This window comes from Bacillus sp. T2.9-1 (assembly GCF_950097965.1).
Taxonomy (GTDB): Bacteria; Bacillota; Bacilli; order Bacillales; family Cytobacillaceae; genus Niallia; species Niallia hominis.
In genome coordinates this window covers 70,119-82,610 of record NZ_CATNHG010000046.1, presented here as the reverse complement: position 1 = coordinate 82,610, position 12,492 = coordinate 70,119, and the positions used below count along the sequence as shown (strand labels likewise).

The window sequence follows — 12,492 nt, the reverse complement described above, 5'->3', positions numbered from 1 at the left end:
CTTGTCAAGTACTCACTGCTTACATACCCTTCTAGATTATTCGTCTTAATTTGTGACCAGCCATTTTTCTCTGATAATACTGTTACTACCGTTCCTGCTGTAAGCTTTCCTTTTATTGTGCCACTTGTTGATGCTTTCGATCTCACGTTTAAATTAGATCCCGTCTGCACATTAACTTTTTTCGTGATTATTGTCGGTGACTTGTCCGAATTACTTTGTCCACTTTCTGTATCAGATGCCTCGGTAGTAGTATCGGTAATTTGCTTATCAGACAAATAACTATTGCTTACATAGCCAGTCTTTCCAGATGCATTTACTTTATCCCAGCCATTTGCGCTTGAGAGAACCGTAACCTTCGCCCCTCTAGAAAGCTTCGTTAGTACAGAACTACTCGTATTTGCTTCCTTACGCAAATTTAGCGATGAGTTTTTGGCTACATTTACATATTTTGTTGTCGTTTTAACACTTGTTTCTTTTGATTGCTCTGAATTAACCGTTGATTTTTTGTCAGCTAAATACTGCGTTGCCACATAACCTTGTTTTCCATATACTTCTACTTTTGACCAACCGTTTGATTCAGAATAAACCGTTACGGCTACATCTTTTGCCAATTTAACAATAATAGAAGCTGAATTAGACGGACTATTCCTTAAGTTCAAACTCGATCCAGTATTTACATTTACATATTTAGTTGCTGTTTTTTGTTCATTTGATGTATCAGTTGTTTTCTTTTCCTCTGTTTGATCAGCTTTTATGTATTCTGATGCAACATAACCATTTATTCCATTTACTTTAATTTTTGACCAGCCATTAGATTCCGATACTACTTCAACCTTGGTATTCTGTTTGAGCTTTGTTAGGACCTTCGCTTTAGTAGAAGCAGATTCTCTAACATTTAAGGTAGAAGACGGGTTGATGGAAACATATTTTATCGAATTTTCTTGCTTTGTAATTAAATACGTGGATGATACATATCCAGTCTTTCCGTCTACATTTACTTTTGACCAACCATTTGTTTCAGAAAGGACATTTACTTTCGTCCCAGTATTTAATGTTGTTACAATATTTGTATTCACTGATGGACCGACTCTTACATTTAATACCGATCCCTTATTCACTTCTACATATTTGGTAATGGAAGCAGCCTGAGCCTCTTCCATAAAAAGTGGAGAAGATAATGCTGCTAGAAATATACCAGGTACTACTACTTTTTTCACCACTACATTCCTCCTAGTTCTAATGTCTCAATTCATTATTAGGCATCTTTAAACCTATCACCTTATTACTATCCGTTTCTATTACCCCAATTATGTATTCTTTATTACCTATGATATTATCTATTATTCTACTAGTATATAATTCTATAGTCACGTTTTTTTATTGCTTTTATCTTCAATAGATCAAAAGTTTTATATATCAGAAAAATATTTCCATCTCTCTACTTTCAAAAGTGCTGTTTTCTAAACAATCAATCTATTTTTAGCAATTTTTACGACAAAGCAGACAGAACAAAATTAGGTACATAAACCTACCTTGAAATTGATGTTATTCTCCTTCTTAAGATGGAATGAAAAAAGCCCTATCTAATCGTTCAAACCGATTTGATAGGGCTTTTTTATTTGTATCTAATTGAATCAGAACAGCTCTTTAACTCTCCCATTCTACTGAAAGATCATAGGCTATCGGACTTTCCATCACTCTCTTTATTTCACTTAATGATTGTTCACTGCCCAGTACCCACATTAATTTTGCAACAATGGCTTCTGTATTCATGTCAGCAGATAATATAACATTGTATTGAGAAACCTTTCTTCCCACTTCATATAATAAGAGATCTTGTCCTTCTTCCAGACACTGTGTAGAAATGACCACTGCTATCCCTGCGTTTACCATTTCTTCTATTTTTGGCAAGAGATTTCTCTCCTCAAAAGGTAATCCTCCATTACCAAAGCTTTCGATAATGACACCCTTATATACATGTTTAATAAAATCAAAGATTTCAGGTTTTGTTCCTGGATGCAATTTTAATAGAAATACATCTGGACAAATCCTTGTATCCAATATTAGTTCATCCGTTTGCTTGTCCGGCTTCCATAAATACTGAATTTGATTTTCTTCTATTTTAGCCACATATGGATGGTTAATGCTTTCAAATGCATCATAGCTTTTGGTGCGCATTTTTACTGCTCTTGTCCCAATAATCACTCGACCATCAAAAACAACAAATACGCCCCCTATGTCCTCTTTTGCAAAGCGAATACTATCCATAACATTTTTCTTAGCATCTGTTTGTTTAAAACTAATCGGTACCTGTGATCCCGTAATAACAACAGGTTTTGTTAGACCACCCAACATATAAGATAGCGCAGCTGCTGTATAGGCTAACGTATCTGTTCCGTGTGTGATAACAAAACCATCATATTCGTGATAATGTTCTGCAATTGTTTTAGCCATCATAATCCAATGTTCTGGCTGCATGTTCGTACTATCTCTATTCATAATAATTTTACAAGTCACATCAACTTCTAGAATATCATTTTTAAAATATTGAAGGAGCTCTTCTGCAGACAAACCGGGGACTAGTCCTTCCTTCCCTTCAACTGAAGCGATTGTTCCACCGGTTGCAAGTAACAGCAATTTTTTCATTTAAAGTCCTCCTAAATGCATTACTCCGTAAAGTATACACTTGCTTTATATACACCAAGTTATTATATATACTGAACGAAATTTCCGCAATAAGTGGATTCTATCCATTTTTGCAAAAGGGAATAAACTTCTTTGTATGCACCTAAGTCTATTTTCCTAAAGATGTGACTAAAAGGAAGTGATCGGGACACTAATATTCCAGCCAAAGCTAAAACCGAACAAATCATTCGAAAATGGCTGAATGATTGTTCGGTATTATTATTAGTTTAATAAACGGCTATTTTATTTAGGCTCTTCTTGCCTGCAACTAGAGTTATTATTTTTTTCGAAAAAATTTTTAAAAAATAATTACCTTTAAAAGCAAAACGAAAGGCCTTAATCTAAGTAGGTAATTTTGTCCTCAATGGAAGCTCTTTCTTTCGCAGCCATAATTTCTTCTGGATAACCAATTGCCAATACTCCTACGACTTCAAATTCATCGCTCACTCCTAATGTTCTTCTTCCTAACGCAGAAGAACCAACAGAACTCCAGAACGTTCCAATTCCTTCATCCCATGCCTGAAGCATAAAATTTTGAATAAAGCAGGAAACGGCTGATAAGTTTTCATCCCGTTCCATTTGGTTTCTTCCTTTATGTGATAAAATGGCTAAAACCTTTGAAGCCCCACCAAAATTTGTTTTATGCTTTAATTCTGCTCGAGTCTTTTCACCAATAAAAAGAATTTTCCATGGCTCTGTCATCTTATGATTCGGTGCATATCTGGCACGTTGTAGCCATTCCAAAATAATGGAATTATCTACTACTTCAGGTTTAAATTTTTTTATTGTTCTTCTCCCTGTGATTACCTCGGATATATTCATTTCTACCTCTCCCCTTTTGTGAAGTCTTCCTTCATACTCCTTTTTATCATAACGCTATTGTTGTCTTTTTTAAAGAATTCCTATTATTAAAAGACAGTTAATTTAATTTATCTTATAGCTATTGTTTCTAAAACCACTTCTTTTTATTTCTATATTTACATGAACATTTATCTTTGCATCTTTAAAACCAGCATCCCAATTTTCTACATATTGTTTAAAATGCTTATAATCTTGGTCTCTAAATATTTCTCCTAGTCCAAATATGTCTGCCACATATTCTGTTTGCATTTTTTTAATTAGTTTACTGAATTCCTTCTCTAAGTAACTATTGCTCCGTTCTTCAAAATCTTCAAATGCGTTTACCTTTGCAGCCTTTATTCCTTTGTCAGATCCATCTAGTGTAGATTCCGCACGAACAAATATATCTATTTGCGGTCTTCCATTAACTTGCCTAGCATTAATTTTCGTCTGCGTATGGATAACTCGTAATCCAAAAAACTTTTGGTCTTCATAAGGAATCGTCAAAGAAGTACGTTCCAATTTATTTTGAATCCACAATAAAATTCTTGTTTCTTGCAAATTCAGATAACCTTGGAGCTTTCCGTATTTAAAAATCGCTAAAGAATCAATTTTTGCGATTGCTCCTGGTTTTGTTGTCTTAATATTATCCATACTCCCTCCTATTTCTTTATCGCCTGAAATGATCATAGCTGCTAACACAGGAACTTGACCTTCTGATGAATATGTACGAATGAAATCGTTTAATTTCATTCCAGGTGTTCCTCCCCATTCCTTAAGCATATGATCCAGCTGCGGAAATATTTTTAAAGAGGAAACTTTTTGATAATCATTAATGATCCGCAAAAAATCAACAGCCTCTCCATCTTTCGCAACAACTATGTTGAAGTCATCTCTTATTTCTCTATCCCTATCGAAATAATCCATAAAGCTGAGAATACCTTCTCGAGCTATTTCTTCACCAATGACAAGTAATCTCGTATGTGAAAATTCCAAATGAGTAGATATTGCAACATTAAACTTATGGGTAATCTCTCCCATTGTATCCCCTTCAATCGAGTAAACAATTGCGGGAGCCAAACCTTGAGCAGTTCTGGGATTTAGCTCTGTTGCAGAAGTGCTCTCTATAGATAACTTATACTTATGGGTTTCCCCTTTATCCACTGCTATCCCTGTCACAATGGCATTTTGATTAAGTTCCGAATGATCCCAACAACCAGTTAACAAAAAGATAGATATAATGGATATACTTAATAAGAAGCTTCTCATATTTTATACTACTCCCTTAGAATCATCGATATCACACATATATCCTCCCTAACAATATTCACCTTGCTAGGATAACTAGTAAGAAACACTTCTGCTGTCCATGTTGACTTCAGAAAACTATTGCTTACTTAACTATACAAAAAAAGGATAATTTTATTTTTTTCAAAGTTTACCAATAGGTTATGAAAAAAATGAAAAATTATCCTTTATATCATAATAATTTTATATACTATTTTCTTAAATGATAGGGAACAGTAGTTACAATTATATTTCGTTTATATAATAGATGTGCCTTGATCAATAGACTGGACTGATTGTGTAAGAAATTATGCCAACTTTTCTTCGTAATAAATTGTGGGATAATAACCGTCACACTACGTTTCTGTTCCGCCGCTTTTTCCTCTATTGTATCAATAAATCTTGCTAGTGGCCTAATCAAACTTCGATATTGTGAATGAATGGTTACTAAACGAATATCTGGTCTAAATTCTTCCCATTTTTCCTCCATTCTTCTCTCACTCTCTCTGTCAAATGCAACATATACAGCAACTACTACATCTCCTACCGTCTCCGCATATGCTAAAGAATTCTCTACCACTTTCGTTACCCCGGCAACTGGAAGAATAACGATATTCCCTTCCATTTTTATCGCTGAACGTGGCTTTGCTACTCTTAATTGTTCTGCAACATTTTGATAATGCTTGTTTATTTTATGAAACCCGAAAACAACAATAGGAAGAAAGAATAATACTGGCCACACTTGAAAAAACTTAGTTGTGAACAAAATTACTAAAACGGTAAAGGTAATAAACGCTCCAATTAAATTAATTGCTAACTTCCCTTTCCAACCCTCAGGCTTCTCTTTCATCCATTTTCTGCTCATTCCTGTTTGCGATAATGTAAATGGAATAAATACACCAACTGCATATAAAGGAATCAGCTTTTCTGTATGACCATCGAAGAAAATGATTAATAATATAGAGGAGATACCTAAGATAACAATTCCATTTGAATAGCTTAATCGATCTCCTCTAACTGTAAATATACGTGGCATATATTTATCCGACGCTAAATTTACGGCAAGCAACGGAAACGCAGCATAGCCAGTATTAGCTGCCAATATTAAAATGATGGCAGTTGTCACTTGGATAAAATAATACATAGCATTTTTTCCAAACACTTCGGTAGCTATTTGAGAAATTACCGTTTCCTCTCCACTCGGAGCAATCCCAAACCAGAAGGCAAGAAAAGTAATTCCGGAAAATAATACAGCTAAAAATAACCCCATCATCGTTAACGTTTTAACTGCATTTTTGGCAGATGGTTCTTTGAAATTTGGCACAGCATTAGAAATTGCTTCCACACCTGTTAAAGCAGAACAGCCAGAAGAAAATGCCTTTAACAATAAAAAGACACTTAACCCTGGAACAGTCGTCCCAATCGGCGTGTGTAGCTCTGTAGGAACTTCTCCGTTTACAACCTTCCAAATACCAACACCAATTAAAATTAATAAAGTAAAAACAAACAAATAGACGGGATAAGCTAAAATAGACGCAGATTCGGTTACCCCTCTTAAATTTAAAATTGTTATCAGAATAACCATCAATATTGCGATAATAACATTGTAATGATACAAACTTGGAAAAGCAGAAGTTATCGCATCTGTTCCAGCCGAAACACTAACTGCGACGGTTAGAATATAGTCTACTAAAAGCGATCCACCTGCAATAAGTCCTGCATTTTCGCCTAAATTATTTTTAGATACAACATATGCTCCTCCGCCTTGTGGATAGGCATAAATAATTTGACGATAAGACAACATCAAAGCTGTCAATAAAATAAGCACACCAATCGCAATAGGAATAGAGTACCAATAAGCAAGGAATCCTACTGCCGATAAGACAAGCAAAATCTGTTCTGTTCCATACGCTACAGATGAAAGCGCATCAGATGAAAGTATAGCCAACGCTTTTAATTTATTTAATTTTTGTTCTCCTAAAGCACTTGTTTTCAAAGGTTTTCCAATAATGATTCTTTTGACGGTTGATTTATTCACGATATATCCCTCACTATAAACTTTTCATAACTTTACTTTTAAACACAAAAAAACTACAAAGAATTACTTTGTAGTCGTATAATAGTGTACGCCAAGTATTCTCCCCTCTAAACGCTTCCGGAGTTAGCTGTCGGATTAGGGCATATGAGAGTTGCCCTTCCTTAATAAGGATTCACCCCTAGTGTTTCACACAATGTCGGGTCCCCCGTTCCAAAATGAATTAAGCGATTTGTATTAATTTGTTTTAACATGAATGATATTACGCCTGAAATTTAGGAAAGTAAAGAAACAAAAAGGAGTAAAATAAAGCAAATTTAACCGAAAAAGACAACCTAAGCTATTTTACATGGAAGAAATTATCTCTATCTCATTATTTTATATATTATCTACATTTATTAAAGGCTGCTCACTATTTCAAATTCAGTCCGTTTCGAGATGGAAAGTCTTTTAGAAAACAGCCAAAAGAAAAAAAGATGAGTACAGTGCCATGCACCATACTCATCTTTGTTCACTAGGATTAATAAGCTAAGCTGAATAATCCTTTAATATGTGATAAGTAACGAATATTACTTGCTTCTTTCATTAGGGAAGCAGGTAATCCTTTTAATGGAGTGGAGCTTCCGCCTACGATTGCAACTCCATCTTTTCTACCAAGACTAGCAAGTGTACCAGAGTTAATTGGATCAAAAGTATCTAATGCTCCGTTTTCCAGGTAAGCATATAGATTGTATCCGATTAATTCTCCCATTTGCCAAGCAATTTGCGCAGTTGGTGGTGCTGGACGACCATCTCCATCAGCAGGGAAGTATACAGCACTGTCACCAGCAACAAAGACATCAGGGTGTGAAGTAGACTGTAAGAATTCATTAACTGTTGCACGGCCACGGTTAACTTCTAATCCAGAAACACCAACTAATGGGTTTCCTTGAACGCCGCCTGTCCATACAAATGTATTAGCAACGATTTGTTGACCATCTTTAAGATCAATAACATTGCCTGCTACATTTGTTACAGGAAGTCCAGTTAAGAATGTTACGCCACGCTTTTCCAAGCTTTTTGTCGCACGTTCGATTAAGTCTTCTGGTAAGACAGGAAGAATTTTCGGACCTGCTTCTACTAATAGTAATTTAATATCTTGGAAATCAACACCGTATTTTTTTGTTAATCCTGGTAAGATATCAGCAAGTTCACCAACAAGTTCGACACCTGTTAGTCCGCCACCACCAATTAAAATAGTAGCATCTTCTTGTTTTCTTGTTTTCGCATATTCACGAATACGATCTTCAACATGGTTGTAAATTTTGTTTGCATCATCTGCAGATTTAAGAACCATGCTGTTTTCTTCTAATCCTGGGATACCGAAGTATGCAGTTACACTTCCTAAAGCAACAACTAATGCATCATAAGTTAGTTTAGATCCATCACCTAAAGCAACTTCTTTTGTATCCACGTTGAAAGAATCAACGGAAGCAATTTTCAAATCAATGTCTTTCCCTTTAAATAATTTCTCTAGCGGCATAGCAACTGCTTTTTCAGAAACGTTTCCTGCTGCTAAACGGTGCAATTCCGTAATAATTTGATGTGTTGGATATTTATTAATTACAGTAACTGTAGCTTCTGCTTTACTGTAAAATTTACGAACATTTAAAGCTGCTAAAAGGCCGCCGTATCCAGCACCTAATATAACGATATGTTTTGACATAGTAAATCCTCCGTCCTTATTACATTTAAAAGTATTGGCAGGCTTCCTTTTCTGCATTGTCCTTAAAGGAATTCCTTTTTATTAGACAAATAGCTTACTTTGGAAGACTCTACATGAAAGATTATTTATTATTGCGCTCTGACATAATTTGAAGATAGCTCTGTAGAAAACGGAACATCTTTTGTGCTTGTGGATCTTTTAACATTTTCATTAAACCAAAGATGCCAATTGTTTCATTGCTTTCTTCAGCACGATCTTTTGCTTCAATTGCTGCTGAAGCCATTCCTTTAACTGAATGGATTACTGGTTCGAACATTTCAGTAGTCGCACCAACAATATCGCCCTTAAAAACTTCATCTTGTGATAATGATTGAACAACATCATATGATTTAGATAATCCATTAACCATTTCCGTTAACTTAGGTAATTGCTCGATTAATGTTGTCAATGATTCTTGTACCTCAGGCTTTAACAACTGATCCAATAGGTCTTGATTTGTAGCAGTCAGTTGTTTTTCAGCATTCGTTTGAGCAGTAGTTTCTGACATAACTGATTCTCCTTTACTATAAGCTTTTCGCTTAAATGTTATTAACAAATTTCTTGTGATTGACTGCACAAAAATTTGCAAAAGATATTTTTACCAACTCTAGTTAAAATGATTGAAGGTATGTACAAAATAAAATCCTGGTTAAAGTCCTCTTTAAAACCTTAGAAGAGGATGTGTACAACCTCTCCATCATTAAACTCCTTTAATATAATACCACTTTTTGAACAAAAATAAATGTAAGTTTGACAAAAAAATAGAGTTTTTTTGAATAAAAGTGAAGTTTATCACCTATAAAGTGATTGTCGCCACAAAAACAACAAATAAAATATTTACTCGAAATATTCTCAGTTTTTATATTTCCTAAACTATTATGTGAGAAAACGGATGAAATATTCATTCCTTCCTTATATATATTCTTCAGAAAAACCAAAAACCCCTGTAAGTGTTTACATTTTACCTTCTTAAAAGAATGTATGAGCAAAATTTATCCGTAGTTTATACTATGCCCATACATCTCTCTTTTATTTAGGCTAGGCTACTAGCATTACTAAAGAATTTATTTTAACAGCATTTATTTACTAACAATCGGCAAATAAATAGAAAAAGTTGTTCCTTTGTTAACTTTACTTTTAATCTTGATTTTGCCGTTTAGGTGATGAACAATATTAAAGCAAACCGTTGTACCGATACCTGTTCCTTGTGTTTTTGTGGAGTAAAAAGGAGTTCCTAATCTGTTCAGTTCATCTTCAGACATTCCTTTTCCATTATCCATAATATTAATCTTTATATATTTTTCTTTTATTTGTTCGGATATAACCACTTCCCCCTTGCTCTCTATTGCTTCAATAGCATTCTTGATCATATTTATAAACAATTGCAGAATTTCATCTTGCCCAGCATTAATGAACAAGGGGTATGAACGTGATTAATAATTTTTACGTTATTTAATAGTGCATAGGGGTTGATTATCTCTTCTACTTTTTTTAGAAAAACAGCTAAATCAATCTGTTCTTTAACCCCTTCATTTGGCCGAGCAAGTGATAAATAATCATTTATAATTTTTTCAGCCCTGACTAATTCTGATCCCATAAGTGAAAGCATCTCTTGTTGTTTTTCTGTGATATTGGAGGATTCTTTCAATAAATGAGTGTATCCTTTAACAACCGTTAAAGGATTTCGTATTTCATGTGCAACAGAAGCGGCCATTTCGCCAATTAATCTTATCCGCTCTGTTTGCTGTTTTTGCTCCTTCTGCCTTTCTTGATAAGAGAGTGACTCTATTAGATAAATAGAGATAATAAAAGTAACGAGATGAGCTAAATATAAATAAACAATAAATGTTAAGGTTATTTTATTTGTGAAAAATGAAGTAGCGATTAAATCAATGCTTATAGGAAATAACGATGTAATACAAGCTATCATTATTTTTTTTATGAAAGATTGGGTCTGTTTGTATCTTTTGATGGCATAATACAAAATGGGTAGTGATAACAGTACGATAATCATTGTCACTAATAATCCTGCATTAACGCCAATCATATATCTGTAAATCCCCATCACAACAGTTGTCAATAAACCTGCTGGAAACCCTCCATAGAAAAAAGCTATCAACCAAGGAATTGTCCTTAAATCATAAATATGCCCAGGTGCTATTTCTAAAGGAAATGTCATGGATAAAATTAATATGGCTGAACAATAAATAAAGGTGAATACTGTTTTATTTTTAATTTTCATTTTATGAAAATAATAATAATAAATAAAAATTGGAACAACATTTAATAATAGAACGAATAAGTAATTGTCGAATCTAATCATCATTACTCCCCATTTACGAAAAAATTCTCACCTCATCTAAGTTACCATCATTTCACAATTATTTCATTAGGAAATAATTTTTTCTATTATGAATGTAATTTTTCCTATTTTAAGTAAAGCAAATAATTGCTGTAAAAGCTGACATACTAATAGTGGTTACTTTGTAAGGCAATCTTTTTTATGTAATCCCTTCATCATTACTGAAAGAGGAGAAAGACATGACGAAAAAACAAAACAATTCAAATTCATCTAAATCTGAAAATCTAAAATGGTGGCAGCTATCCTTAATTGGTGTAGGCTGTACGATAGGAACTGGCTATTTTCTAGGGTCTAGTCTTGGCATTAAAGAAACGGGTCCTTCCATCGTTTTCACCTTTATCTTAGCTGCTATTGGTACATACATTGTTTTTAATCAATTAGCTAAAATGACTGCTGAAGACCCCCAAGAAGGATCTTTCTGTTATTATGCAAACAAAGCATTTGGTCCATGGGCTGGCTTTAGTTGTGGATGGAATTATTGGTTCTCTAATATCCTCATCATGGGCAGCCAATTAACAGCACTTTCGCTTTTATCACAGTTTTGGTTTCCCAAAGTTCCATTATGGGTATTCGCGTGTATTTATGCTGTTCTATCATTATTTGTTGTCTTTCTAGGAACGAAAGGCTTTGATCGCGTTGAAAATTATTTAGCTATTATCAAAACAGCAGCGATTATTATGTTTATTGGATTAGCAGCAGCTGCTGTATTTGGCTGGATACATGGAGGCAATAGTGATATTTCTATTCCTCATTCCATGAATGAACTATTCCCAAAAGGCTACAAAGGGTTCTGGATTTCTTTATTATTTGCATTTTATGCATATGGAGGAATAGAAGTAATCGGGTTAATGGCTATGCAGTTAAAAGATAAAAAAGATGCACCGAAAGCTGGGACAAATATGCTAATCATTCTTGTGATCATATACGTACTTTCTCTAGGGCTGGCGTCGATTTTAGCGCCACTCGATCAGTTTTCCGAAAAAGAGAGTCCATTTGTAACCGCCTTATCAGATTATCATTTGAACTTTTTTCCACATGTCTTTAATGGAGCTATTATCGTTGCAGGATTTTCCACTATGACTGCTTCTTTATTTGGAGTAACTAGCTTGTTAGTTACGTTAGCAAATGATGGGGATGCACCAAAGATCTTTACAAAAAAATTAAAGAAATTTAACCAGCTACCTCTTCCTTCCTTTATTCTTGGAGGAATTGGGCTCTTTGCTTCTGTTATTGCCGCCCTTTTATTACCAGGGAAGATATTCGAATACATTACAACGGCAGCTGGGATTCTTTTATTATACAATTGGGCTTTCATTCTGTTTTCTTCCTTTAAAGTACTGAAAGGAAAACTTTGGGATAAAATAAAATCTTCATTTGGTATTTTACTTATTGTCTCTGCTGTTGCAGGAACCATTATTGAAAAGCAAGTTCGAATCGGCTTCTTTGTTAGCTTAGCATTTGTTGTGATTATTGCAGCAGCTACATTTTTCATGCGACATAAATTGGGGAAAAACAAGGCAGGCTGTGCAGAATAAGTCA

At 34.3% G+C, this 12,492-nt stretch carries 10 protein-coding genes and 1 riboswitch; of the genes, 1 reads left to right on the top strand and 9 read right to left on the bottom strand.

Going from position 1 to position 12,492, the window contains the following annotated elements:
• The 9 genes from QQZ16_RS03980 to QQZ16_RS03940 all read right to left on the bottom strand — a co-directional run.
• Positions 1-1,217 (bottom strand): SH3 domain-containing protein (locus tag QQZ16_RS03980; RefSeq protein WP_284561126.1); only part of this gene is annotated, 1,217 nt, incomplete at its 3' end.
• 430 nt (positions 1,218-1,647) lie between these two features.
• On the bottom strand, positions 1,648-2,646 hold the full coding sequence (locus tag QQZ16_RS03975; protein WP_031539080.1) for an asparaginase: 999 nt from the start codon (positions 2,644-2,646) through the stop codon (positions 1,648-1,650).
• A 375-nt stretch (positions 2,647-3,021) separates the two neighbouring features.
• The gene (locus tag QQZ16_RS03970; RefSeq protein ID WP_031539082.1) at positions 3,022-3,507 is read right to left on the bottom strand and encodes a nitroreductase family protein; all 486 of its coding nucleotides are present in this window, start codon (positions 3,505-3,507) and stop codon (positions 3,022-3,024) included.
• A gap of 102 nt (positions 3,508-3,609) precedes the next feature.
• Positions 3,610-4,794 carry a Ger(x)C family spore germination protein gene (locus tag QQZ16_RS03965; protein ID WP_031539083.1) on the bottom strand — a complete coding sequence of 395 codons (1,185 nt, stop codon included), beginning with the start codon at positions 4,792-4,794 and terminating at the stop codon, positions 3,610-3,612.
• Between the two features lie 229 nt (positions 4,795-5,023).
• Positions 5,024-6,850, bottom strand: a complete 1,827-nt coding sequence (locus QQZ16_RS03960) for an APC family permease (protein ID WP_031539084.1) — start codon at positions 6,848-6,850, stop codon at positions 5,024-5,026.
• Between the two features lie 98 nt (positions 6,851-6,948).
• A riboswitch (cyclic di-AMP (ydaO/yuaA leader) is annotated at positions 6,949-7,087 on the bottom strand.
• Between the two features lie 280 nt (positions 7,088-7,367).
• The gene (locus QQZ16_RS03955; protein WP_031539085.1) at positions 7,368-8,552 is read right to left on the bottom strand and encodes an NAD(P)/FAD-dependent oxidoreductase; all 1,185 of its coding nucleotides are present in this window, start codon (positions 8,550-8,552) and stop codon (positions 7,368-7,370) included.
• A 121-nt stretch (positions 8,553-8,673) separates the two neighbouring features.
• Positions 8,674-9,099 (bottom strand): DUF1641 domain-containing protein, encoded by a 426-nt coding sequence (locus QQZ16_RS03950; RefSeq protein ID WP_031539086.1) that lies wholly within the window; start codon positions 9,097-9,099, stop codon positions 8,674-8,676.
• A gap of 571 nt (positions 9,100-9,670) precedes the next feature.
• On the bottom strand, positions 9,671-9,961 hold the full coding sequence (locus tag QQZ16_RS03945) for a sensor histidine kinase (protein WP_109769099.1): 291 nt from the start codon (positions 9,959-9,961) through the stop codon (positions 9,671-9,673).
• Positions 9,962-9,963: 2 nt separating this feature from the next.
• A complete protein-coding gene (locus QQZ16_RS03940) occupies positions 9,964-10,914 on the bottom strand; it encodes a histidine kinase dimerization/phospho-acceptor domain-containing protein (protein ID WP_031539088.1) in 951 nt (316 codons plus the stop codon).
• Positions 10,915-11,132: 218 nt separating this feature from the next.
• Between QQZ16_RS03940 and QQZ16_RS03935 the strand changes: the two genes are divergently transcribed.
• The gene (locus QQZ16_RS03935; protein ID WP_031539089.1) at positions 11,133-12,488 is read left to right on the top strand and encodes an amino acid permease; all 1,356 of its coding nucleotides are present in this window, start codon (positions 11,133-11,135) and stop codon (positions 12,486-12,488) included.
• The last annotated feature ends 4 nt before the right edge of the window (positions 12,489-12,492 follow it).

What these genes read in the sequence shown, in the direction of transcription:
- QQZ16_RS03940 (WP_031539088.1), bottom strand. Translation starts at nt 10,914, where the DNA reads ATGATTAGATTCGACAATTACTTATTCGTTCTATTATTAAATGTTGTT.
- QQZ16_RS03965 (WP_031539083.1), bottom strand. Translation starts at nt 4,794, where the DNA reads ATGAGAAGCTTCTTATTAAGTATATCCATTATATCTATCTTTTTGTTA.
- QQZ16_RS03935 (WP_031539089.1), top strand. Translation starts at nt 11,133, where the DNA reads ATGACGAAAAAACAAAACAATTCAAATTCATCTAAATCTGAAAATCTA.
- QQZ16_RS03955 (WP_031539085.1), bottom strand. Translation starts at nt 8,552, where the DNA reads ATGTCAAAACATATCGTTATATTAGGTGCTGGATACGGCGGCCTTTTA.
- QQZ16_RS03945 (WP_109769099.1), bottom strand. Translation starts at nt 9,961, where the DNA reads ATGATCAAGAATGCTATTGAAGCAATAGAGAGCAAGGGGGAAGTGGTT.
- QQZ16_RS03975 (WP_031539080.1), bottom strand. Translation starts at nt 2,646, where the DNA reads ATGAAAAAATTGCTGTTACTTGCAACCGGTGGAACAATCGCTTCAGTT.
- QQZ16_RS03950 (WP_031539086.1), bottom strand. Translation starts at nt 9,099, where the DNA reads ATGTCAGAAACTACTGCTCAAACGAATGCTGAAAAACAACTGACTGCT.
- QQZ16_RS03970 (WP_031539082.1), bottom strand. Translation starts at nt 3,507, where the DNA reads ATGAATATATCCGAGGTAATCACAGGGAGAAGAACAATAAAAAAATTT.